This is a genomic window from Cypionkella psychrotolerans, from assembly GCF_001294535.1.
Taxonomy (GTDB): Bacteria; Pseudomonadota; Alphaproteobacteria; order Rhodobacterales; family Rhodobacteraceae; genus Cypionkella; species Cypionkella psychrotolerans.
The window spans coordinates 22075-46501 of the sequence record NZ_LGIC01000010.1 but is presented as its reverse complement, the minus strand read 5'-3'; the positions used below and the strand labels follow the sequence as shown (position 1 = coordinate 46501).

Below are 24427 nucleotides of genomic sequence, written 5' to 3'. Positions count from 1 at the left end.
TTCGCCCCAGCGATAGCGGCGCTGCGCGGCGAAGTCAGCCCTCTGCGCGACCTTTTCGGCCCATTCGCGGCAAAACCGGCTTGCGCTTGCGGCGTGACGCCACCGGAATCCCCTCGGCCTCGCGATACTTCGCCACGGTGCGGCGCGCGATGGTCACCCCGGTATCAATCGCCAAGGCCATCGCCAAAGCCGCATCTGACAGCGGCCGCGCCGGGTTCTCTGCCGCCACCAGCCGCGCCAGCCGCCCCCGCATCGCAGCGCCCGAGATCAGCGGCTGGCCATTGCCACCCAGCGCGCTGCTGAACATCTGCCGCAGCCACCATGTGCCGCGCGGGCTGTCCAAACTGGCCCCCGACACCACCCGGCTGATCGTGCTTTCGTGAAAGCCCAAAGCCTCGGCCAGATCAGCCATGCTCATCGGCGCAAGCCCAATCGGCCCCAGCCGGATCGCCTCTTGCTGACGCGCCAAAATCTCGCGCCCGACCAGCAGCAGCGTCGCATTGCGCGCCTCGACCATCCGTTCCAACGCTTTGGCCTGCGAAAGCCGCTCTGCCGAGCCTGCCTCCGACTTCTCCACCCGCAACGTTGGCAAAGCCGAGCGGTTCAGCGCGATGCTCCACCCCGTCGCCGTCGCCTTCACCACCAGATCAGGCTCACGCGATTGCGCGGCACTGATGCTGGCAAACTCCGCTCCCGGTTTGGGATTCATCGCGCGAATGATCCGAAACCGCTGCAACACCGCCGCTTCCGAGATGTGACAGGTCTTGGCCAACCGCGCCAGATCGCCCGAGGCCAGCAGATCCAGATGCGCCAGCACTGCCGCCATCTCTTTGTCCAGCGCCCCCGCTTCAATCGCTTGCAACCGCAAGCACTCCGCCAGATTGCGTGCAAAAATTCCTGTTGGTTCAAGCTTTTGCAAGCGGTGCAGCACGGCTTCAACCTCGGCAAGCGTCGTGCGCGTTTCGGCCACCACAAGGCTCAGCTCGGCCCCCAGCCAGCCCGACGGCTCCAACACCTCCGCCAGCGCCACCGCGATCCGCTGTTCCCTTGGCCCGAGTTTCAGCGCCTCAATCGCGCCCATCACATGCGCCATCAGACTGGGGCTGGTATCTGCGGTTTCCGCCGCAAGCCCCAGACCGCCGCCGCCCGACCCCAACACCCCTGCCCAGCGCGGCAGCCAGTCGTGCAGACCGGGCTGAGGTGGCGGCTCCAGCCGCAGATGCGGGTTTTCCGCCGCCTGCTCCTCCAGATAGCGCGTCAGCCCCGCCGCATCGGTGCGCAAAATCGCAATCGAGGCTTGCAGGCTGGTGTTCAGCTCAAGCCGCTGGGTCTGGGTCAGGCCAAGGCGCTGCTGGGGTGATCTCATAGCGCAAGGCTAGCCTTCAGCGCCGCGCCGCGCAACCGCCAGCAGAAGCGACGCGCGCTCTCACCCCCTACCCCTTTCTCGCCCCGCCAATTTCATCTTGGCTCAAATATCCCCGCCGGAGGCTCCCCCCAGCCAACACCGCAAACCGCACCCTAGATAATACGGCGCCGCAAGCGTCCAACATCCCCTCTCCAGCAAGCATGGCCTTTCCAACCCCACACAGCTACCAAGGAGCAAACCACCGAGAGGCCGATGCAACCCGATTTCCCCATCGTCAAAGATCTGGTGCTGGTCGGCGGCGGCCATGCCCATGCCCTTGTCGCCCGGATGTGGGCGATGAGCCCGCTTCCAGGTGTGCGGCTAACCCTGATCAACTCCGACCCCGCCGCGCCCTACACGGGCATGCTGCCCGGCCTGATCGCTGGCCATTATGCCGGCGATGAGATCATGATCGACCTTGTCCGCCTCGCCCGATTTGCGGGTGCCCGGCTGATCCTCGATCACGTCACAGGGATGGACCGCGAAACCCGCCGCCTGCATCTCGCCCATCGCCCGCCGATCTCCTACGACCTGTGCAGCATCGACATCGGCATCACCTCCGATTTACCAGACATCCCCGGTTTCACCCAATTCGCCCATGCCGCCAAACCCTTGGGCGATTTTGCCACCCAGTGGGCAGAGTTTGTCGCCCGCGCCCTGCCTGACCCGCAGATCACCGTGATCGGTGCAGGTGTTGGCGGTGTAGAACTCGCCCTTGCCGCCAAACACCGCCTACCCAGCGCCAATGTCACCCTGCTGGAACAAGGCCCAACAGCCCTGCCCGCCATCGGCAGCGGAGCCCGCAACGCCCTGCTCGCCCATCTCATCCGCGCTAAAATCTCCCTGATCACCAACGCCAAACCCGCCGAAATCCAGGCAACCGCCGTCACCCTCAGCAACGGCACCCGCCTGCCATCCGATTTCACCCTCGCCGTCGCAGGCAGCCGCCCGCACGCATGGCTGGGCCAAGCCGACCTGACCCTGCACAATGGCTTCCTCACCGTATCCGACACCCTGCAAACCTCTGACCCCGCGATCTTTGCCGCCGGAGACTGCGCCCACCTGCCCTTCGCCCCGCGCCCGAAAGCCGGAGTCTACGCCGTCCGGGCCGCGCCGATCCTGCTGCACAACCTGCGCGCCAGCCTGCTCAATCAACCGCTGAAGCCCTTCAAACCGCAGCGCGATTATCTCAAACTGATCTCGACCGGAGCCAGAGGTGCCGTCGCCGACAAATGGAGTCTGCCGCTGGACGGCGCATGGCTGTGGCACTGGAAAGACCGCATCGACCGCAAATTCATGGCGAAATTTGCCAGCTATCCCGCGATGCCGCGCCCGACGCCAAACCCCGCCATCCCCGGCCTGCTGGATGCTATTGGTGACAAACCGATGTGCGGCGGCTGCGGCGCGAAACTTGGGGCATCAGACCTTGCCACCGCGCTCGCCACCCTGCCGAAGCCGCAACGCCCCGAGGTCATCTCCGGCCCCGGCGACGACGCCGCCATCCTGACCGTGCCCGGCGGCGTGCAAGTCATCACCACTGACCATCTGCGCGCCTTCACAAACGACGCCCGCCTGATGGCCCGCATCGCCGCGATTCACGCGCTTGGGGATGTCTGGGCAATGGGGGCCAACCCGCAAATAGCCCTCGCCCAAATCACCCTGCCGCGCCTATCGCCGGAAAAATCCGCCGAGATGTTGGCCGAGATCATGACCGAGGCGGCGGAAGTCTTCCGCGAGGCCGGGGCCGATATCGTCGGCGGCCACACCTCGATGGGCGCCGAACTCACCATCGGCTTCACCGTGACCGGCCTTGCCACCCGCGCCATCAGCAAGGGCGGCGCAAAGCTCGGTGACAAACTGATCCTGACCAAACCCATCGGCTCCGGCACCATCATGGCGGCAGAGATGGCGATGGCCGAACTTCCCGGCCTGATCCTCGGCGAAGCCGTCGCCCGCGCTCTACACCAGATGAGCCAACCCAACGGCCCCGCCGCAGCACATCTTGCCCCCTACGCCCATGCGATGACCGACGTGACAGGCTTCGGCCTCGCAGGCCACCTCTTGGAAATTCTAGATGCGTCCGACACCGCCGCCACCCTGCACAGCGCAGCCATCCCAACCCTGCCCGGCGCGCTTGCCCTAGCCGCAGTTGGCCAAACCTCCAGCCTCGCTCCCGCGAACCGCGCCGCCACTATAGGCCGCATCTCAGGCACAGATTCCCCGCTGAAAGCCCTGCTCTATGATCCGCAAACCGCCGGAGGCCTGCTTGCCGCCGTCCCCGCCGATATCGCGGAAACTCTGCTGAAATATATCCCAGGTGCCGCCCTCATCGGCGAAATCACCGCAGGCCCGCCCAGAATAACTCTTGCTGACTAACCTTGCGCCGAGCGGTTTCATCGTGGCAACAATGCGCCCCGCGAAGCGTTCCGCCAACTCGGCTAAATCGCCGCCCGCACAGCCTCTGCCACCTGATCCGCCAGCCGCGTCAAATCATCTGGCCCCAAACCAGCCGCCTCAATCTCGACAAACCGCGCCTCTTGCCGCGCGCGGTGCTTGTCATAGCGCGGGTCATAGTGATGCTGCATCAACCCCGCCGCCAGATCGACAAATGCACCTGCCCCCGCCATCGCCTGCCATGTTTCAATCCGCTCGGCGGCGTGCAAGGGGCGCAAGCGTTCGATCACCCGCACCAGTCGCGCGCCGTCCGCCACCATGTCGCCGTAAGCCTGCACCAGATACGCGGCCCGCGCCGCCACCCCCGTGGCTATCGCCACCCGTGGCGCTGCTGTCATCGCCTTCCAGATCCCTGATGGCAGGCGACACTCGCCGACCTTGGCGCTTTCCGCCTCAATCACCACAGGACGCGTCGGGTCCAACCGCGAGATAGCCATTGCCAAAGCGCAGTCAAACGCCTTTTGCGACGGCTGCCCCCCGCGATGCCCGAACACCGAGCCGCGATGGTTGGCCAGCCCCTCAAGATCCAACACCTGTACACCCCGCGCGGGCAGCATATTCAGCACTTCGGTCTTGGCCGATCCGGTATTGCCATCCAGCACCACCACCGGACAAGGAAATGGCGCATCATACAAAGCCTTGACCACCAGCGCGCGCCACGCCTTATAGCCGCCCGCAATCGTCTCGACCCGCCAGCCCACCTGGCCCAAGATCAGCGCAAAAGACCCCGAGCGTTGCCCGCCCCGCCAGCAATACACCAGCGGTCGCCAGCCCCCCGGCTTATCCGCCAATGGCCCCTGCAAATGCTGGGCGACATTCTGCGCCACCAGTGCCGCGCCGACCTTGCGCGCTGTGAATGGGGTGACCTGCTTGTAAATCGTGCCCACGCGCGCCCGTTCGGCATCATCCAGCACAGGCAGGCTGATCGCCCCTGGCAGATGGTCCTCGGCATATTCAGCTGGGGCGCGGGCGTCGATGATGTCATCAAAGCCATGCGCTGCGAGGTCTGTGAGTGAGGTCAGGGTGATCGCCATGCCCCTGCATAGCCGATCCCCGGCTTGGCGGAAAGGTGCCGGACCGCAAACGCCCCGCTAGCGGATTGCACAGAGCTTTGGCTAAATCCTACGATGCGTATCCTGCTGCTCTGCCTCCTCCTCGCCCTGCCCGCCGCCGCCCAAGACGCTCCGGCACTGGTCGCCGCCGCTCGCGCGCAAGTCGGCGTCACCACGACCTACGATCCCCGCTATCAAAGCCTTGATTTCCCCGGTGGCGATGTCGACCCCGCCCACGGCGTCTGCACCGATGTCATCATCCGCACCCTGCGCACAGCTTGGGGCATAGATCTGCAACTGGCCGTCAACCGCGACATGAAGGCGCATTTCGCGGCCTACCCGCAGCAATGGGGCCTGAAGACCATTGACCGCAACATCGACCACCGCCGGGTGCCGAACCTGCAAACCCTGTTCGCCCGCGTCGGTGCCGAACTGCCCACCTCCACCGATCCCGCCGACTACCGACCCGGCGATGTGGTGACATGGCTGCTGCCCTGCAACCTGCCGCATATCGGCCTGATCTCGGATACCCGCAGCATGGACGGCACCCGCCCGCAAGTGCTGCACAACATCGGCGCAGGCGCGCAGGAGGAAGACCGTCTGTTCGACTTCCCCATAACAGGCCACTACCGCCTTGGCCCCGATGCTGTGGCAGAACTGATCAAACTCGGGCGCTAGGCGCGCACCACTCCACCCAGCGGCCATGAAAATCCGCGCGCCCTAGGGCGATGTCTTGTACCGGGCCACCGCACCACAGCCGCAGAGTCAAAGCCGCACCCCGCTCTTGCGCATCCGCCTCCATCGCCAAATGCGCCAATGGCGCAGCAAGCGTTGCCCGCGCCCCCGCAGCTTCAAGCAAAGCCAGCCCGCGCGCCTTTGCGGTGGCAGGGAAATACTGCCAAGCAATGGTGTGATAGATCAGGTGCAAGTGACCCGGTTGCGGTTCGGCCAAGCGCTGCGCTAACCAGTCAATCGCGTCGCCTTGGCTCACCACCGGGCCGTAAGTCGCCAAGGCATCCAACCCCGCCGCCGTGCGCGCCAACCGCTCTGGCTGATCAGCCCAGATATAGGACAACGCCCGCACCCGATCCCGCACCGGATCAAGCGGCTGCAAATCCACACCCGCCCGCGCAGCGACCTGCGGGGCAACTTCGGGCAGTAAGGCTCCGTGCCACACAGGGTTCAGCCGGATCGCCGCATCCTTCGGGCCATAATGCGCGCCAATCTCCAGCGCATAGCGATCCCACAGCAGGTTCAGCCCTGCACTTGCGCCCAATTCCGACAGCACCAGCGGCAGACCCAACTGCGCTGTCAACCAATGCCCCGCCGCGATCAACACGGCAGAGCGGCGGATTTCATTGGTTTGCGGCGGATGATCGAGCCACTGATGCAGAGCTGCCGGATGCGCCCGGATCACCCCCAACAGCACAGCCGTCGCCTCGGCATCGGAGACCGCCTCTGGCGCGTGGTAAAATGCCGCCAAATCTGGCGCAGCCCCGCTCAGCACCAACCCATGCAGCCCGCCCGCCAGCCGCAAAGCCAATGCATCCCCGGCGCGGGAAAGATCCCCCTGCCACCCCAACACCCGGTCCTCTATGGCGTGACCCGGCGTCATCGCCGCAGCCAGCAAGCGCAGCACTCGCGCGGTCAGCGGCGAGCCGAGGCTGTCACATCCCGCCGCCTGCGCAAGAAACATCTCGCGCACCGCTGTGGTCATTTGAAGCGGTCCAGCAGCTTTTGCAGCGGGTTTGCGGAGGGTTCGGGGATGGGTTCCGGCGTAGGCTTTGCTGTCGGTTTGACAGGTTTCTCCACACTCGCGGACGACCGTGACGGCGCCACCCGCAGGGCGACCGCGTTCATGAACCGCTGACCGTCACCCTGGGCCAAGGCCTGCGCGCCGTCCGAGATGCCGCGCAACAGATCATCCAGCCAATCTTGATCGACCTTGGCAAAATCATGCAGCACATAGGTCGCCACCGCATCTTTATGGCCGGGGTGGCCGATGCCGAGGCGAACGCGGCCGTAAGCCTCGCCGAGATGGGCGTGGATCGAGCGCAGGCCGTTGTGTCCGGCATGACCGCCGCCTTGTTTGATGCGGCACTTGCCGGGGGCGAGGTCTAGCTCGTCGTGGAACACAGTGATGTCTGAAAGGTCGATCTTGAAGAAATCCACCGCCGCGCGCACCGATTGGCCCGACAGGTTCATGAAGGTTTCGGGCTTCAGCAGCACGATCTTTTCCGAGCCCAACCGCCCCTCCGACACCTGCCCCTGATAGCCGCGCCGCCACGGGGAAAACCCGTGATCTTCGGCGATCCGGTCCACGGCCATGAAGCCGATATTGTGGCGGTTGCCAGCATATTTCGCGCCGGGATTGCCGAGGCCTACAAAGAGTTTCATCATGCCCCGCCGATCTGCCGCTTGCCTGCCATAAATGCCCCGGCGCGGGCTGGGATGCAAGCCGGGGCGGCTGGTCCCAACTCGGGACCTTTTTTAGGTGTTTTATATCAATGGCATAGCCTAGGGGTTTTAACGAAATCTTAATCTTTCGCCGCATCTACCCTCTCGCCACGCGCTTGACTTGCCATGACGCGCCCTTCAGCTTAGCAAACAAAGCAAGCCCAAACGGCCCAAGCAAGAAAGACACAACAGGCGTGCGGATTACGGTTTTAGCCTCGATGCGAAACGAAGGGCCGTTCATCGTCGAATGGCTGTGCTGGTATCGGATGCTCGGCTTTACCGATGCGGTGGTGGTCACCAACAACTGCACCGACCATTCGCCGCAACTGCTGGATGCGCTGCAAGCGGCGGGGCTGGTGCATCACATTCGGCATGATCTTGAACCCGGCCAGCGCATCACCCGCGCCAAGCTGAACGCGGCGGCAAGCCACAAGGCGGTGCGGCGCTGCAACTGGCTGATGATCTGTGATGTTGACGAGTTTCTGGTGATCCATCGCGGCGAAGGGCTGATCGGCGATCTGATTGATCTGACCAAAGCCGAGCCCGCCTATCTCGGTATGTCGATCAACTGGCGGGTGTTTGGCACCTCGGGACGGAAAAGCTTTGAGGACCGCCCGGTGCATCGCCAGTTCACCTATGCGCATGAGGCGGCGCATCGCACGTCGCGATTTGTGAAGTCGATCTTCCGGTTGGTGAAGTTCTTCAGCCATCTGGGCGAGCACAGCCCGCGCGGTTTTGACTATGAGCGCGCGGCGCAAAAGCGCGGCAAGCCGGGGGGCATTTGGGTGAACACCGCGGGCCAAACGCTGCCGCACTGGGCACCGCTGGACCGCCATCTGACGCTGATGCCCGCGGCGCTGGTCAGCCATGAGGTGGCACAGATCAACCATTACATGCTGCGCTCGGTTGAGACCTATCGGCTGAAACGCGGCACAAAATCCCCCGTGGGGCTCAGCAACCGCTACCGCGCGCAATATTTCCGCACCGCCGATGCGGGGCGCGCGGTGGACATTTCCGCCTTCCGCTATTCGGCGCGGTTTGATGCTTTGTATGAACAGGTGATGGCGCTGCCGGATGTGGCTCGCCTGCATGCTTTGTGCTGCGCCGATCATGTGCGCGCGATTGCCGAAAAGGCAGGCAAGCGGGTGGAGGATGATCCGAGATATGCGGCGTTTCTGGCGCAGGCGGAGGCGCTGGCGGATCAGGCCTAGGAGCCGATTTATTCAGAAATAAATCGTCGACGATTTATGACTTCATAAATCGGCTGCGTCACAGCGCGCGGCCAAAAGCAAAGGCGCAGAGGTTTCCCCCTGCGCCCCGAACTTCAAACCCTGAAAGGCTTATTCAGCTTCAGCGACTTCCACGTAACCCGCCGGAGCCGCCACGTTGGCGATCACGAAGTTACGGTCGATGCTGGCTTTGGTGCCTTCTGGCAGAACCACGTCATTGATGTGGATCACATCGCCGATGTTTTTGCCGGTCAGATCCACAGTGATGTGATCCGGGATATCGCCTGCCAGAACGTTCAGCTCAACATCGTTGCGCACAACGGTCAAAGTGCCGCCCTTTTTCAGACCCGGGCTCGCTTCATGGTTGATGAAGGTCACGTGAATGAACAGATTGATGCGGTTTTCGTCGTGCAGGCGCATCAGGTCGATATGCGTCGGCAGATCTTTCACAACGTCACGCTGCACAGCGCGGCAGATCACATGCACGTCCGGCTGACCTTCAACCTTCAGGTTGAACAGCGACGACAGGAAGCGGCCAGCTTTCAGGCGCTTCAGCAGGGCGTTGTAAGGGATCTTGATTGCAAGAGGGGCCACGTTATCGCCATAGACGATACCGGGAACGAAGCCATCACGACGTGATTGACGAGCGGCCCCCTTGCCTGTCCCCGTGCGTGCTTCGGCGTGAAGATCAAGGATCTCGCGTGCCATAGTGTTTCTCCATATATATATCCGCCAACGTTCAAGGGTGCATGGCGCGATCGCGGGCCTATAGCGGGGAATCACCGGGAAGGGAAGCCGGAAAGTGCCCCTGCCTGTGGGGCTATGCCCGGCTGGCGGCTCTGAGAGATGCGATGTCGGGGGTAGGATAGTCTTTCCAGCCGCCGCGCGCTATCCCGCCTGAGTCCGCAGGAGAATTTTATGACCGCCCTGAATACCCTTCGCGTCGCCCGCCCCGCCGTGGCGGCTTTTGCCGCGATGGGCGTGCTGTGGGGGTCGTTCGCTGCCGATCTGCCCGATATCAAGACCATGCTCGACATTGACGAGTCGCGCTTGGGGGCCTTGATGTTCATGACCCCGATTGCGGCGGTCTGCGCGATGCTGGTGGCACCGCGTCTGGGCGTGGCCTTTGGGCGCCGCGCGATGCTGATCTCGTGTCTGCTGATGTGTGTGGCGTTCACTCTGCCGGGGCAGTTCAGTCATCTGCTGCTATTCCCGCTGGCGATGATGGCCTGTGGCGCTGGCACTGGGCTGACCGATGTGCTGATGAACGCGCGGGTGGCCACGATTGAGACCCAAAGCGGGCGGCCACTGATGAACCTGTGCCATGCCGCCTATAGTTTTGGGTATGCAGGCGGGGCGATTGCAACGGGGGCGTTGCGCAGCGCCGGGTGGTCTCCGGCTTGGGTCTTGTGCAGCATGGCTTTGTTGGCCGGGGTGATTGCGCTGGCGAGTTATGAGGAAGATGGCCGGATATTGGGTTTGGCCCGGCCCAAGGGCAAGGGGGCGGCGCATTTAGGCTGGGTTCCGGTGATCGGCGGGGCGATGGTGCTGATCGCGTTTCTGACCGAGAATGCGGCCGAGAATTGGTCGGCTTTGCATATTGAGAAGAACCTCGGTGGCAGCCCTTCCGATGGCGCAATGGGGCCCGCGGTGATGGCGATCACCATGGGGGTGGCGCGGCTGTTCGGGCAAGGTTTGGCCAGCCGTGTCCCGGCGGTGTGGCTGCTGACGGGCGGGGCGGTGATCTCGGCTGTGGGGGCGTTGGGGGCCGCTTTGGCGATCACACCCGCGATGGCCTATGCCGGGTTTATCGTGATGGGCATCGGATCATCGGTGATAGCACCCACGGTGTTCTCGCTGGTGGGCCAGTTGTCTGACCCCGCCGCGCGAGCGCGAGCGGTGGCACGGGCGACGCTGATCGGCTATTTCGGCTATTTCTTCGGCCCGCCTGCGATTGGCTTTGTCGCAGGCCAGTTCGGCCTGCGCTTTGCCTTCGTCTGTGCCGCGGTGATGCTGGCGGGCATCCCAGTGTTGGCACGGGTGTTGTTGCGGCGTTAAAGGCCCTGATCGACCCCGAACGCAAAAGTCACCGCCCCGCTGTAATTCAACAAGGTCAGCGTGCCATTGCTCCAACTGATCAACTGATCCGCCCCGTCTTGCGTGATGGTGAAATCGGCAAGACTATAGGGGGTAAATCTGGCAAAACTGATCACCTCGCCTGTGGCATAATCGGCAATCGTGTCATGGTCGTCCGAGGCGTAGCCGTTAAAATCGAAGATGAACCGATCGACGCCGCCGCCGCCCGTCATCACGTCATTGCCAATGCCAGCACGCAAACTGTCACTGCCTGCACCGCCCGACATCACGTCGTTGCCGTCATAGCCGTAGAGTTTGTCATCGCCACTGCCACCGAAAAGGCTGTCATCACCGAGCGAAAGCGCGTAATCTCTGCCCCCGTCCAGCACATCATTGCCCATCCCGCCGTAAAGCAGATCCGAGCCGCCGTCGCCGGACAGCCAATCATCACCATCGCCCCCAAAAAGACTGTCCGCCCCGCCGCTGTCGTCAAAGCCAGTGTCGCCGTAAAGACTGTCGTTGCCATCCGCACCCGTCATCCAGTCGGCGCCTAAACCACCACCCAACCAGTCATCACCCTGCCCGCCGTGCAAAGTGTCCGCGCCGACCTCGGCGTCGATACTGTCATTACCACTACCACCACTGAGTAGATCGTTGCCAAACCAGCCCAACAGCGTATCGTCGCCACTGCCGCCATAGCTGTGAGCGTCACCATAACCACCGAACAGGCCGTCAGCGCCATCGCCGCCAAACAGCAGATCATTGCCCGCTTCACCCTCCAGCGCATCATCGCCGCTGCCGCCATAAAGCGTATCGTCGGCACCCGGACTGCCGCCTGAATCGCCTTGGAGCGTGTCATTGCCCGCGCCGCCATCCAACAGATCGCCCAAACGCCCGCCACGCAGCCAGTCATCGCCGTCACGCCCGCGCAGGGTTTCGGCAAGGTCGACTCCCCGCAGGCTGTCATTTCCGCTGCTGCCCAGCAGCGTGATATTCTCAAACCCGACATAGCTGAGATTGTCTGAGCGCACGCCATTCGCGCCAAACAAATCCACGCCAAAGTTACTGCCGACCCCAGTGCCAATACTGGAAACCGCCGAGTAGCCCAAAGCGGTGATGTGGCCAAAATCCAGCACCAGCGTGTCATTGCCTGCGCCCGCATCCAACTGCCCACTGCCGCCGCCAAAAGCCGTCGCCGCCCAAACCAAGCGGACAGTGTCGGCATATTGGGTCAGAGTGCCGTAATAATTTTCGACGTCGCTATACTCCGCATCAAGGATCTTGCCGATGCTCACGCCAGCGTTTGAGGCCGAAAGATCAAGAATAACCTCGTCCACGCCAGCGCCACCAAAGATCTGATCCTGCCCGGTGACAAACCAGAACGCATCGTTGCCGCTGCCGCCATACAGGCGATCCGCCGCGCCATTGCCTGATCTTGCCGCCAGCCGATCATTGCCATCGCCGCCATAAAGCAAATTGCTGTCCTCAGCGCCGGCCCGCAGGTCGTCATTGCCCGCGCCCCCAAACAACCGCAGCGTCGTGCCACCGGTCCAGCCGGAAAGGTCCATGCTATCATCGCCAAGGCTGCCGCGCAGGGTGACCGCCTCAAAATCATGAAAATTAGCCGAGCCAAGTTGGGTTGTGCCTTGGTAGCGCCCCGCGACGATGGCGCTGCCATAAGTGCCAGCCACCACACGCTCGGCTACAGCCAAGCTGCTGTAATTCAACACAAGGCTGTCTTGACCAGCCCCTGCATAGACAAAGGACAGGCTCGAGGGATCCGCCCCCCCCAACGCTCCCGCGAACAAGGTATCATCAAAGGCGGTCAACTTTCCGGTCAGCGTCTCAAAGCCTACGAAAGGGCTGCCAACAGTGACGTTGTTCAGTTCTATGCCAGCACTGCGCGCGCTCAGATCGAAATAAACGGTGTCGATGCCTGCGCCACCAAACAGATAATCCCCAGCTTTATAGACCAGATAGTCGTCCCCAGCATCACCATAAAGGCTATCGCCACCACCGCCGCCGAACAGCACATCATTGCCCGTGAGACCAGTGATGGTATCCGAGCCTAGTGTTCCAATGAGCGTATCATTGCCAGCAGTGCCAAGGATTGAGGCTGTCACCAGCGGGGGTTCGACAACCGGTTCAACAACGCCACCCATTACACAATCCTTCTTGCACATTCACATCATGCGACACTGCGCACTTGCGGGGAGAGAGCACCAGATCAGCGCCAGCCGTCAATCTGCGGATGCACCCCTACGCCCAATTCCCCTCAAAGTCCTGCGGCACCAGAACGTGCTCGCGGCTGATGTCGCGGGCTTGTTGAACACCGCACAAAGCCATCGAGATATCGAGTTCCTTCTGGATCACCTCCAGCGCTTTGGTGACCCCCGCTTGCCCCATCGCACCCAAGCCATAGATGAAACTACGACCGATGAAGGTGGATTTCGCGCCCAAGGCGAGGGCTTTCAGCACGTCTTGGCCGGAGCGGATGCCTGAGTCCATATAGATCTCGGTCTGATCGCCCACCGCTTTCACAATCGAGGGCAGCACGCGGATCGACGACAACGCGCCATCCAACTGCCGCCCGCCGTGGTTGGAGACGATCATCGCATCCGCGCCCACATCCGCCGCTAAACGGGCGTCGTCGGCGTCGAGGATGCCTTTCAGGATCAGCTTGCCGCCCCATTGGTCGCGGATACGACGGACCTTGTCCCAGTCGAGATGCGGGTCCAACTGCTCATTGCTCCATTTGGTCAGATCCGCCAGATCGGTGATGCCCTTCACATGACCGACGATATTGCGGAAGGTGCGGCGCGGGGTTTGCAGCATCCCCATCGACCACGCGGGTTTCGTCGCCATATTGATCATGTTCGGAAGTGTCAGTTTCGGCGGGCTGGTCAGGCCGTTTTTCAGATCTTTGTGGCGCTGACCTAGAATTTGCAGATCCAGCGTCAGCACCAAGGCCGAGCATTTCGCCGCCCGCGCACGTTCAATGGCGGCATCGACAAAATCTTCGTCCTTCATCACATAAAGCTGGAACCAGAACGGCACCGGGCTGTGTGCGGCAATGTCTTCAATCGAGCAAATCGACATTGTCGACAGCGTGAACGGCACACCAAACGCCGCAGCGGCACGGGCGGCAAGAATCTCGCCATCCGGCCATTGCATCCCCGTCGAGCCAACCGGAGACAACGCGACCGGCATCGCTACCGGATTGCCCAACATCGACACTTCGGTGCTGCGCCCGGTCAGATCACGCGCAACCCGTTGCCGCAGCCGGATTTTTGCAAAATCCGTGGTGTTTTCCTTGAAGGTCTGCTCGGTATACGACCCGCTTTCGCAGTAATCATAAAACATCTTCGGCGTGCGCTTTTTGTAAAGCTGCTTGAGATCGTCGATGCAGGTGATCACAGGGGGCATATCCGGGCCTTTTCGCTGAAATTGGTCATGGATGATTACCAATTTCAACGATTTCACGCAATGGCTTTCGTGCTTACTGCGGCATCCGCGCAAACCGCCGATCCGGCACGATCCAGATCGCCGCCACAACGGCGATCAGCGCCAGCGCCAGCATCGGCTGCACAAAGGCCAGCGGCATCGCCAGCGTATAAGCCAGCGTCGAGATCTTGCCCTTGCGATCCGACCCCAGCGCCCGGGCGAAGTCGGAATCCGTACCATGCTCTGCCAAAAGCGCCTTCACCAGCAAAGCATAAGCCACCGAGCACATCAGCAGATCGAAGCCATAAAGCGCCACGGTGGGGGCGGTGAAGCCATTCTCGCCCATGAACGCGGTGGCAAACGGCATCAGCGACAGCCAGAACAGCAGATGCAGATTGGCCCAAAGCACCCAGCCGCCGACATGTTTGACCGCTTGGAACATGTGGTGATGGTTGTTCCAATAGATGCCAACATTGGCGAAGGACAAAACATAGCTGAAGAAGATCGGGATCAGCGGGGTGAGCGCCGCAAGGTCATGGCCATGCGGCACTTTCAACTCCAGCACCATGATGGTGATGATGATGGCCAGCACGCCATCCGAGAACGCTTCGATCCGACCTTTGTGCATGGCGCGCCTTTCAGGTTTACGGGTTAAACGTGTGGCGACTGATTTGTGGCGTGATCGGGGCTGGCGTCTTGGGGGTTTCACACCCCCAAACCCCGGTGGGATATTTGCGCGCAGAGGATGACAATTTTAGATAAGTTTTAGACGATTTGGCGGTTTATGCCGCATGAGCCCCTGCTGCGAGTTTGGCGACAAATGCCAGCACTTCGGACACCGGTTTGCCGGTGCTGAGCTCCTTGACGATGGCGGAACCCACCACGCAGCCGTCAGCGACGCTGGCGATGGCTTTCGCGGCCTCAGGCGTATTGATGCCAAAGCCGACGATCACTGGCAAATCGGTCGAACGCTTGATCCGCGCCACTTCCGGCCCGACATCGCCCGCCTGCGCCGCAGCTGCCCCGGTGATACCGGTGACCGAGACGTAATAGACAAAGCCCGAAGTATTTTGCAACACTTTCGGCAGGCGCTTGGCATCGGTGGTGGGTGTCGCCAAGCGGATGAAATTCAGACCCGCGGCCTGCGCGGGCAGGCACAGCTCTGCGTCTTCCTCGGGCGGCAGATCGACGATGATCAACCCGTCAATGCCCGCCTCGGTGGCCTGAGACAGGAACAGATCGACGCCGCGCGAGTAGATCGGGTTGTAGTAGCCCATCAGCACGATTGGGGTGGTTTTGTCACCGCTGCGGAAGTCGCGCACCATTTGCAGCGTCTTGTCCAGCGTCATCCCAGCCTCAAGCGCGCGCTGGCCTGCAAGCTGGATCGTCGGGCCATCCGCCATCGGATCGGTGAACGGCAGCCCCAACTCGATGATATCGACCCCTGCCCCCGGCAGACCCTGCATCACCGCCAAAGACCGTGCCACATCCGGGTCGCCCGCCATGATATAGGCGACGAAGGCCTTTTTCTGCTGCGATGTCAGCCGCGCGAAAGTGTCGTCGATTCTGCTCATATCCCGGCCCATCCCTGCAAATCTGTCTAGCGGTTTGCACGGGAAGCCCCGGAAAATCAATGCCCCTTCACAGCCCAGCCGAAGCCCACCTCGCAATTTCATCTTGGCGAAAATACTCCCGCCAAAGGCTGCAACAGCCCAAGCCCGCGCAGGTTTCGCAAGCGAAAGCCTTGACCGCACCGCCTGTCCTGCCTATGCCGCAGGCGGTCTTGGCAATCGGCCAACAACAGGGGTGCGCGCGATGGGTTTCAAAATGGGTATCGTTGGTCTGCCGAATGTCGGCAAATCCACCCTGTTCAACGCTTTGACGCGCACCGCAGCAGCGCAGGCGGCGAATTTTCCGTTCTGCACGATTGAGCCGAATGTCGGCGAGGTCGCGGTGCCCGATGCGCGGCTGGACAAACTGGCGGCGATTGCGGGCTCCAAGCAGATCATCCCGACGCGAATGACCTTTGTGGACATTGCCGGTCTGGTGCGTGGCGCGTCTAAGGGCGAAGGCCTTGGCAACCAGTTCCTCGCCAATATCCGCGAATGTGATGCCGTCGCCCATGTGCTGCGCTGCTTTGAAGATGGCGACATCACCCATGTCGAGGGCAAGATTGATCCGGTCGCCGATGCGGAAACCATCGAAACCGAGTTGATGATCGCCGATATGGAGAGCATCGAGCGGCGCCTGACCGGCCTTGCCAAGAAACTGCGCGGCGGCGATCAGGATACTTTGGACCAAGACCGCCTGCTGCGCGCAGCTTTGAAATTGCTGGAAGCGGGGCATCCTGCGCGCAACCTCCAGATCGCCGAGGAAGATCAGCGTCAGTGGAGGCTGCTGCAACTGCTGACCTCGAAGCCTGTGCTGTATGTCTGCAATGTCGAAGAAGCCTGCGCCGCCGATGGCAACGCCCAATCGGCCCGCGTGGCTGAGATGGCGGCGAAACAGGGCGCGGGTTCGGTGGTGATCTCGGCGAAGATCGAGGAAGAAATTTCTCAGCTCGCCGACGACGAAGCCGCGATGTTTCTGGAGGAAATGGGCCTGCACGAGGCGGGCTTGGACCGGCTGATCCGCGCGGGTTATAAACTGCTTGGCCTGTCGACCTATTTCACCGTCGGCCCGAAAGAAGCCCGCGCCTGGACGATCCATAAGGGTATGCTCGCGCCGCAGGCGGCAGGCGTGATCCATGGTGATTTCGAGAAGGGCTTTATCCGCGCCGAAACCGTGGCTTACGATGATTATATCGCGGGCAAGGGCGAGTCCGGGGCGAAGGAAGCTGGCAAGTTCCGGGTTGAGGGCAAGACCTACGAGGTCAAGGACGGCGACGTGCTGCATTTCTTGTTTAATGGGTGAGATCCGACCCCGGCCCTTGCCGGGGGCAAATCGCTCCAGTGGAGCGATTTGAGGGTCGAACGGGCGCGAAAGCTTTCGCGCCCCGGCAAGACATGGGGGGTGTGAGGTGAAAACGCTGCGGTCACTTCGTTTCTTGTCGCGCTTGGCGATTGTTCTATCGGAAGTCTGCGCCCTCCCCCTCCACGCGGAACCGCTTAAAAGCTTCCGCGATTGTGCCGCCTGCCCAGAGATGGTCCAACTGCCCTTGGGCACCTTCATGATGGGAGCGCCTAAGGGCGAGTTTCGTCGCAACGTGACGCCAGTCTCAGAGTATAGCGGCGATCCAAAGAATCCTTACCGCAAAGATGACGAAGGCCCGCAGCATCTGGTCACAGTCGACATCGCTTTCGCAATGGCGCGGGATGAGACGACATATGACGATTGGATGGCATGTGTGCAGGATGGCGGATGCGGTGGTTATATTCCTGCTGAAACTGTGTTTCGAGACGGCCCCAATCCCATAGAAGTCAGGGTTGTCGGGACGTATCCTGTTTTGTACGTCTCGTATTTCGACGCCTTGGCCTACGTTCAGTGGTTGAACGACAAGACAGGGTCAGATGCCTATCGACTTCCAACAGAAGCCGAATGGGAATACGCAGCGCGAGCTGGAACACAAACAACCTTCCCTCAAGGCGACACGATCACGTCAGAGCAGGCAAATTTTTCCAAGCAGCTTACGGAATTTGTGATGATGCAGAAAATGCCAGAGCTTGTTGAACGCGGGGTTCCGGTTGAGGTTGGCGCTATGGAGACCGCGAATGCTTGGGGACTGCGCCACGTGATCGGAAACGCGATGGAAATCACTGTGTCTTGCTATACCAAACAACTGGCGCAATGGTCTGTGACAAGCGAATGGTTTGAAGCCACCATGGCACACTGTGCAAAAAGGGTGCTACGCGGTGGCTCGTATAAGTCATCCATAGATTTGCTACGCTCTGCATGGCGCGCGCCGCTGAATACCGATCACCAAACTAGCATGGTCGGCTTTCGCGTCATCAAAACTTTGCACTAGTTCGCAAGGCTGCAGAGTTGCGCCGAATATAGGTGCCCGGCGGTCTCGCATTCGTCTTGCACGATGGTTCGAAAACATCTCCGTGTTCCCGTCTCATCAAGCAAGCTTAGCCTGACATACTTGGCACAGAAGATAAGAAACCCTAACAAACCCTTAATCAGCTCCCCCTAACCTCTTGATATAACATACCCCCACCCCTGTCCACGCGTGGACACCCCGCCACGCCCCCACCCGATCCCTCCAACCCTCCCCCACCAAATCTACACCCTGCCCCCGCTTTCCCTCTTGCCCCCGCCCCCTCGCCTCGCTAAATAAACCCCGTCGGAAGCGTGGCTGAGAGGCCGAAAGCACTCGGTTGCTAACTGAGCGTAGGGGGAACCCTACCGTGGGTTCGAATCCCACCGCTTCCGCCAACCACAATCGCAGGTTGAGTATCTCTGGATCCCACGCGGAATTACCGCGTGATTTCCGACGGTTGCGCAGGAGATTTGATCTCTGAGACAGCACAGCGTACGCGGATTGCGGCCAAATTGGTCGCCCGTCTCTGCGGCCCAGAAACGCGGTGCGGTTTGCAGTTTTTGGGCTGTTTGAACTAGAGTCCCAGAGCCTTGGCTTGCTCTTGCCAGTCATGCGGCAGGGTCATGCGCACGATCAGATTGGTCGTCAGATGGGATGGCGCTGTTCCATCGAGGATGGCGCGCTGTAGATCCGGGGCCAGAAACGCCAAGGCGACGCGGGATCGGACGAGGCTGTCGGAACAGTTTTCGGCCTTCGCGATCTGGCTCAGGCTTTCCCCTTTACGCAACCGGTTTGCCCAGCGATGCGCGCGTGCGAGGTTCTGCTGCAGCACTGGGTCAGGCTGGGGTGCAACGGTGCCGGTAACCAATCGAGTTTCTGCACCGCGACGGCGGCGTTGAAAGGCCTGTTGAACGCTCATCACGCCGGGGTTCAGGGCATCGGGATGCAGACCAAGACTTTCGGCCAACGCCTCCCGGCTCAAATGTATGATCATACTGCCGGCTGCGATATGCACCTCTGAGATCAGCAGCCAGAGATCTTGGGCTGCTGCCTCGCCCGATAGCCTGTCCAAACTCTCGGCCAAGATGCCAGCCGTGTTTGCCGCAGGTTGCAACAGCACGTCATGCTGCCTTGCCCGGGTGCGCAGATAGTCTCGCAGCGCCTCGAGTACCACCGCTTCCAGATGTGGTGCTGGCAAGCGCCAGCCCGTCGGGTCAGCCCCTTTGGTGATCAGGCGGCGCGAGATATAATAACGAAAGCGGCGGTTGTGGCGGTTGGTGTGGCTGGGGGTCAGACGATCGCCAGTTTCGTCGAACAGCTTTGCCATCAGCGGGGCCGAGGGTTCCACAGAGTTTTGCGGCGCGGCGACTGGTGAATCTGCTTCTGTCGCAACAGCGGGCGCGACAGGGCGCTGACGCTTGCGGGCTGCGGTCTCTTGCAGTTTTGTCTGCACTGCGGACCACAGCACCTCGTCGATAATCGCCTCATGCTGGCCCGGATGGACCAAGGTCTTGTGGCGGATCAAACCGCGATAGACCGGGTTGGTCAGCAGATAGTGAAGCTGGCCGTTCGAGAACGGGGCAATGCTTGCGCCAGTTGCCTCCCCTGCTGCACGACCTGTCGCATGATCAGATTTGCGTGGGCTCAGGCCCTGCTCTGCCGCAGCGATCCGCGTGGCACCTAAGGTGCCAGCCGTGAGGTAGAGAGCAAACAGACGCCGTACGGTTTCGGCCTCGGTTGGATTGATCTCCAAGACACGGGCCTTGAGAGGATCTTTGGGGGGATCATACCCCAATGGCAGGGTGCCGCCCATCCACAGACCTTTGCGCTTTGATGCGGCGATCTTGTCGCGAATGCGCTCTGCGGTGACCTCGCGTTCAAATTGGGCAAATGAGAGCAGAACGTTGAGCGTCAAACGGCCCATCGAGGTTGAGGTATTGAATGCCTGCGTCACCGACACAAACGAGCATCCGCGGCGATCCAGTTGTTCCACCAGTCGCGCGAAGTCGGCAAGCGAGCGAGTGAGCCGGTCAATCTTATAGACCACGATCATGCCGATGCGCCCGGCTTCGACCTCGGCCAGCAGGCGTTGCAAGGCGGGTCGCTCCATGGTGCCACCGGACAAGCCGCCATCGTCAAAGCGCTCGGGCAGGAGCTTCCAGCCCTCATGGCGTTGGCTCGCGACATAGGCGGCGCAAGCCTCATATTGCGCGTCGAGCGAGTTGAAGCCCTGTTCCAGCCCCTCCTCCGTGGATTTGCGGGTGTAGATCGCGCAGCGCACGGCTAGGCTTCGGCTTGGTGATGCCGGGGCGTTCACGCCTGCGCCCCTGACTTGCGTCGCGCGCCGGAAGACTTGCTTCCCGCACCCGCCTTACTCACGCCGAAGAACCGTGGCCCCGACCAATGTGCACCAGTGATTTCTTTGGCGATTGCGGACAGAGAGGCAAAGCTCTTGCCGTTCCAGAGGTAGCCTGCGGCGATCCGTTCCACGACATGGGTGACACCATTCCATTCCCGCAGGAACCGCGCTCCAGCAGTCATCTTTGGCGCTACCGCACGGACTTTCCCCAGTCCGATGCGGTCCAAGCGATCCAGGTCCGCTTTGGTTAAGCCGCCGTCTGACCGCTGCTGAACCTCAAAGGCCAGGAAGGCGTGCAGCAAGGCTTGGCTCATGCCGCGCGGTGCTGGGCTGCCCATGATCTCAGACCACAAGGCGACAAGCCCGTCCCGGTCAAGCAGTGCGACCGTAGCTGCGGTGTGCACGGCCTGTCGCGCCAAGACCTTGTTTTTCCGTTCTATCGTGATCTGCATTCTGATCCCTTCTCTCGCTGGGTGACACCACAGCCAAGGTGGTTTTCCGGATCAGCACCGCTTGCTTTAGCGCGGAAGTCGACAGGAAAAGGCGGGATAATTGGACGTTCGAACCCGATCCAACAGAAAGAGCGAGAGGGCCTATGCTGATCGCGCGTTGCTCCCCCGATGCGGGCATGCAGGAGCAATCGGCAGCATTTGCGTGGACATTATCGAAGCCTTTAAAGACCCATTGAAAGGGCGATTCCAAGATCAGCCAGATGGCACGCTTTGGCCTCGCTTCGGACTTGTCTGGCGGCCCCGACATGGTCTAACTCGGTCCTGGGCGTGACGCGGTAATATTCTCCCGGCCGTAACACGACCTTCGGGTCGGAGTGCCATGCAGGGTTTCCGGGAAACCGGACTGGGGGGCCCTGTCGCCCTTGGAACGACGACGCTGGAAACTTTCGGACTCCAGCATGCGACAGGCGCGCTAGCGCAGTGGACGCACATGAGGGGATCTCCGGCCCTCCGTCATTCCAATCTCCGCTTTCAACCTTGGCCCGGAGCGTGGCGCCCCGAACGGGATTCTGACGCCTAAAGCGGGCCATCCATCTATGATAAAGGCTCGCGACGGTGGGACGGCGGGACGGGACCGAGGTCCCGGCCCGCAAGAAATCGGCCAGATCCTGGCTCAGGCACTGGTTTCCAGATCCGCCGATCGCCGCACCAGCAGATCCTCCCGGCTCGAGCCGGTTTCGACATGCACCGCCACCTTGCCGGTCAGAGCCTGCCAGCGTGCGATGATGGTGTCGCAGTAGATCGGATCATACTCGATCAACCGCGCTTGCCTGCCCGCAAGATCTGCCGCGATCAGCGTGGTGCCAGAGCCGCCAAACATATCGAGCACAATGTCGCCGCGGCGGCTGCAATCGCGAATGGCGTCGCCAACGAGGGCCACCGGTTTGACCGTTGGATGCATGGCGAGATCGGCATCGCGCGCGGCGCCAAAGCTGTTGACCCCGGCGTAATCCCAAACGTTGGTGCGATAGCGCCCGGTGTCGCCCAGACCAAAGCTGTTCACATGCGATCCGGGCCGGACTTTCCACACAAACACCAATTCATGCTTGGAGCGATAGAAACTCCCCATGCCGCCATTGGTCTTGTTCCAGACGCAGAGGTTCTTCAACTCGGCAAAAACTGTGTCACCGGCTACGATCATTTCGCGCATATGGCGCCAATCCATGCACACGAAAGCAATCGCCCCCTCCCGGCACTGTGCCGCACCCGGCGCCAGCGCTGCGCATAGAAAGCTGGTGAATTGATCCGAGGACATCTCGCCAGAGGCCATGGCGAATTCCCGGTGCTTGACCTTGCCCAAGCCACCGACATGGCCATCAATCGCCACGTTGTAAGGTGGATCGGTGAAGATGAGATCAACCGTGTCGCCAGCCAGCAGGCGCTCGACAGCTGTGCCGTCGCGCGCATCACCGCAGATCAGGCGATGCGGCCCGAGTTGCCAAAGATCACCGGGCCGGGTGACGGTGGGGCCAATCAGAGCTGGCACCTCATCGGCGGTATCGCCAGCAGTACCATTCGTGCGACGGCCTCGGTCTTCATCCAGGATCAGATCAATCTCTGCCAAGGCAAAACCGATCAGTTCCACCTCGAACTCCAAATCCACCAGCGCCTACAACTCGATCGCCAGAATCTCGCGATCCCAGCCCGCCTGCTCGGCGAGCCGGTTGTCGGCCAGCACATAGGCCCGCTTCTGCGCAGGGGTGAGATGCGTGATCGCCAAGACTGGCACATCGCGGATACCCAGCAACTTCGCAGCTGCCACCCGGCCATGCCCGGCGATGATTTCGCCGGCAGCGTCGATCAGCACCGGATTGAGAAAGCCAAAGCTGCGGATACTGTCAGCGATCTGGCGGATCTGCTTGTTGGAATGGGTGCTCGCGTTCTGCGCATAGGGCACCAATGTCGCAACAGATCGCAACTCGATCTGGCTGGCAAATTCCGATGGCGGGCTAAGAAGCGTCGTCATTGTGCCATCCCCTGATGAGAAATCCCAACTGTGGCATGATCCTGCGACGGCCAAAGTCCGCGCGGGAGTTCCCGCGTCAACCGAGCTTGCGCCTGGCCGATCGCTTCGGCCTCGTCTGCGCGATCGCCGTTTGCAGCGACGATCCCGGCTGCCAGCCCCATCGCAATATCAACATAGGTCATCGCGGGTGTGAGCGCTGGAAAGCTGCGCCCCCGCCGAACCTCTAGGCCCAGCGATTGATAGCCCCTGTGGCAGGCTTTCAGCAGCTCGCGCTTTGTCATCGCCGTGTAGGATCTCCACCGCATGAGGGTGGCATGCTCCGCATCCTGCAGGCTCGGCGGCAGTTGATCATTCAACCAGACACCCAGAACAAGCGCCGTACCACGGGACGGGAGGTCCGCCGCAGCTATGCCATTCAGGGCGTCGTCCAACAGCTGCTGCATATAGAGCAAATCGCGCAACCGCGCCTGCTTGCGGCAAGTCTGCGCATCCGCCAGATCCACCGGGCCGACGATACGCACGCCTTCAGGTCCACCAAGCACAATGTCAGCCGGGTGCGGCAGGATATCGTCGATGGGCTCACCTTTGGCTTTGGCCTCAGCAATGCACGCAGCATGGCTTTGTTTGATCTTCGCCCAGCGCTCAAGCCGCAGGCTCGCTTCTGCCGCCTTATGCTCGGAGGCCCGATAGAACGATTGCAACGCATCCTTCTGCGCAACGACGCTGCCCTTCAAACCGGCTTCGTGCTGCTTGCGCACAATCGCCTCAACCACCGTGATGTCGCGCGGTCGGCCATCGCTCCGGACCTGCACTGTTGCCTGACCTGCGCGATACACCATATCGTCAAAATCGTTCATCCCACCCTCCAATTGTGGACCCGAGCGGCACCACAGAACTCTCAGGGTGCAGAATAAATCTACCAATTCAACATAAAAATCAGAGGCTTGACCGCGCACATCGAGCGGAAAACAAGCCGATTTTAAACGACCGTTTAAACCCCCGTTTAACGACCCTTTAAACACCCTTTAAATTTGAAGATCAGACGTAAAGCGTTCAAGGCGACATTTCGTGTCGTTTTGTGGTGTGCAAAAAACTGCGCGGTTTTTGGGCCAATCGCTGTGGAATACCATCGTTTGAAGAAAATGCGGCGTTTGTCGGGGATGAAACGGTGGCTGTGGCACGAGTGATTCGGAGGAAGATTGCGCCTTGATGTTCACTTGCGATCACCTGCTGCGGGGTCGTCTCGTTGTAGATCGTCGCAAAGGGCGGAAGGCTGACTGATGGCGATGCAGCACTGCGGTCGCAGCATCGCTCGAAAGCTGACCTTCGGCTTAAGCGCGGCGCCAACCTTGCGGGGTGACGCAAACGGCAAGCATTTCAACCAATATATCTCTGCCTGACCGTCGGCCTAGGGGCGACCGGCCAGGCCCGCGCTCATCGGCCCATCTTAGAGATTGATGTCGTCCGGCAAATTGGGCGCATAAACGAGGT

General features: G+C 61.4%; 20 protein-coding genes and 1 tRNA gene. 7 read left to right on the top strand and 14 right to left on the bottom strand.

Annotated features, from left to right (window positions below; translation table 11 throughout):
* Positions 1-34 precede the first annotated feature (34 nt).
* A complete protein-coding gene (gene rpoN / locus AKV04_RS02920; protein WP_054004995.1) occupies positions 35-1366 on the bottom strand; it encodes an RNA polymerase factor sigma-54 in 1332 nt (443 codons plus the stop codon).
* A gap of 252 nt (positions 1367-1618) precedes the next feature.
* Here rpoN and selD point away from each other — a divergent pair, with 252 nt between their 5' ends.
* A complete protein-coding gene (selD, locus tag AKV04_RS02915) occupies positions 1619-3781 on the top strand; it encodes a selenide, water dikinase SelD (RefSeq protein WP_054004994.1) in 2163 nt (720 codons plus the stop codon).
* 62 nt (positions 3782-3843) lie between these two features.
* Here the strand turns inward: selD and mnmH are convergent, their stop codons facing one another.
* Positions 3844-4893: a tRNA 2-selenouridine(34) synthase MnmH gene (gene mnmH, locus AKV04_RS02910; RefSeq protein WP_054004993.1), complete on the bottom strand. Its 1050-nt coding sequence runs from the start codon at positions 4891-4893 to the stop codon at positions 3844-3846.
* 93 nt (positions 4894-4986) lie between these two features.
* On the opposite strand from mnmH, the gene AKV04_RS02905 reads away from it, so the two are divergent.
* Positions 4987-5589, top strand: coding sequence for a DUF1287 domain-containing protein (locus AKV04_RS02905; protein WP_054004992.1), 603 nt, complete (start codon positions 4987-4989; stop codon positions 5587-5589).
* Here AKV04_RS02905 and AKV04_RS02900 read toward each other — a convergent pair.
* Positions 5573-6628, bottom strand: a complete 1056-nt coding sequence (locus AKV04_RS02900) for a DUF2332 domain-containing protein (RefSeq protein ID WP_054004991.1) — start codon at positions 6626-6628, stop codon at positions 5573-5575. The two genes, AKV04_RS02905 and AKV04_RS02900, sit on opposite strands and share 17 nt — an antisense overlap.
* Entirely contained in the window at positions 6625-7308 is a 684-nt protein-coding gene (gene pth, locus AKV04_RS02895) for an aminoacyl-tRNA hydrolase (RefSeq protein WP_054005006.1), read from the bottom strand. The genes AKV04_RS02900 and pth overlap by 4 nt, the downstream gene beginning before the upstream one ends.
* Positions 7309-7562: 254 nt before the next feature.
* Here pth and AKV04_RS02890 point away from each other — a divergent pair, with 254 nt between their 5' ends.
* Entirely contained in the window at positions 7563-8579 is a 1017-nt protein-coding gene (locus AKV04_RS02890) for a glycosyltransferase family 2 protein (RefSeq protein ID WP_156317323.1), read from the top strand.
* Between the two features lie 129 nt (positions 8580-8708).
* Here the strand turns inward: AKV04_RS02890 and AKV04_RS02885 are convergent, their stop codons facing one another.
* The gene (locus AKV04_RS02885) at positions 8709-9305 is read right to left on the bottom strand and encodes a 50S ribosomal protein L25/general stress protein Ctc (RefSeq protein WP_054004989.1); all 597 of its coding nucleotides are present in this window, start codon (positions 9303-9305) and stop codon (positions 8709-8711) included.
* 210 nt (positions 9306-9515) lie between these two features.
* Here AKV04_RS02885 and AKV04_RS02880 point away from each other — a divergent pair, with 210 nt between their 5' ends.
* Positions 9516-10655, top strand: a complete 1140-nt coding sequence (locus tag AKV04_RS02880) for an MFS transporter (protein ID WP_054004988.1) — start codon at positions 9516-9518, stop codon at positions 10653-10655.
* On the opposite strand, the gene AKV04_RS02875 is transcribed toward AKV04_RS02880, so the two are convergent.
* From AKV04_RS02875 to trpA, 4 genes are all read right to left on the bottom strand, one after another.
* The gene (locus AKV04_RS02875) at positions 10652-12835 is read right to left on the bottom strand and encodes a calcium-binding protein (RefSeq protein WP_054004987.1); all 2184 of its coding nucleotides are present in this window, start codon (positions 12833-12835) and stop codon (positions 10652-10654) included. The two genes, AKV04_RS02880 and AKV04_RS02875, sit on opposite strands and share 4 nt — an antisense overlap.
* 97 nt (positions 12836-12932) lie before the next feature.
* A complete protein-coding gene (locus AKV04_RS02870; protein ID WP_054004986.1) occupies positions 12933-14099 on the bottom strand; it encodes an alpha-hydroxy acid oxidase in 1167 nt (388 codons plus the stop codon).
* 73 nt (positions 14100-14172) lie between these two features.
* Positions 14173-14745, bottom strand: coding sequence for a TMEM175 family protein (locus AKV04_RS02865; protein WP_054004985.1), 573 nt, complete (start codon positions 14743-14745; stop codon positions 14173-14175).
* A gap of 154 nt (positions 14746-14899) precedes the next feature.
* Positions 14900-15691, bottom strand: a complete 792-nt coding sequence (gene trpA / locus AKV04_RS02860; protein WP_054005005.1) for a tryptophan synthase subunit alpha — start codon at positions 15689-15691, stop codon at positions 14900-14902.
* A 241-nt stretch (positions 15692-15932) separates the two neighbouring features.
* Between trpA and ychF the strand changes: the two genes are divergently transcribed.
* From ychF to AKV04_RS02845, 3 genes are all read left to right on the top strand, one after another.
* Positions 15933-17030 (top strand): redox-regulated ATPase YchF, encoded by a 1098-nt coding sequence (gene ychF / locus AKV04_RS02855; RefSeq protein WP_054004984.1) that lies wholly within the window; start codon positions 15933-15935, stop codon positions 17028-17030.
* Between the two features lie 106 nt (positions 17031-17136).
* Positions 17137-18081 carry a formylglycine-generating enzyme family protein gene (locus AKV04_RS02850; RefSeq protein ID WP_156317322.1) on the top strand — a complete coding sequence of 315 codons (945 nt, stop codon included), beginning with the start codon at positions 17137-17139 and terminating at the stop codon, positions 18079-18081.
* Positions 18082-18404: 323 nt separating this feature from the next.
* Positions 18405-18494 (top strand) — tRNA-Ser (locus AKV04_RS02845).
* A 179-nt stretch (positions 18495-18673) separates the two neighbouring features.
* Here AKV04_RS02845 and AKV04_RS02840 read toward each other — a convergent pair.
* The 5 genes from AKV04_RS02840 to AKV04_RS02825 all read right to left on the bottom strand — a co-directional run bounded on the left by AKV04_RS02840 (position 18674) and on the right by AKV04_RS02825 (position 23793).
* A complete protein-coding gene (locus AKV04_RS02840; protein ID WP_082351496.1) occupies positions 18674-20416 on the bottom strand; it encodes a recombinase family protein in 1743 nt (580 codons plus the stop codon).
* A complete protein-coding gene (locus AKV04_RS02835; protein ID WP_082351495.1) occupies positions 20413-20910 on the bottom strand; it encodes a DUF2924 domain-containing protein in 498 nt (165 codons plus the stop codon). Before AKV04_RS02835 ends, AKV04_RS02840 begins: the two co-directional genes overlap by 4 nt.
* Before the next feature lie 673 nt (positions 20911-21583).
* Positions 21584-22573 (bottom strand): DNA-methyltransferase, encoded by a 990-nt coding sequence (locus AKV04_RS02830; RefSeq protein WP_235815521.1) that lies wholly within the window; start codon positions 22571-22573, stop codon positions 21584-21586.
* A gap of 6 nt (positions 22574-22579) precedes the next feature.
* On the bottom strand, positions 22580-22936 hold the full coding sequence (locus AKV04_RS26855; protein ID WP_235815520.1) for a ParB/Srx family N-terminal domain-containing protein: 357 nt from the start codon (positions 22934-22936) through the stop codon (positions 22580-22582).
* Positions 22933-23793 (bottom strand): hypothetical protein, encoded by an 861-nt coding sequence (locus AKV04_RS02825; protein WP_054004981.1) that lies wholly within the window; start codon positions 23791-23793, stop codon positions 22933-22935. The genes AKV04_RS26855 and AKV04_RS02825 overlap by 4 nt, the downstream gene beginning before the upstream one ends.
* Positions 23794-24427: the final 634 nt, after the last annotated feature.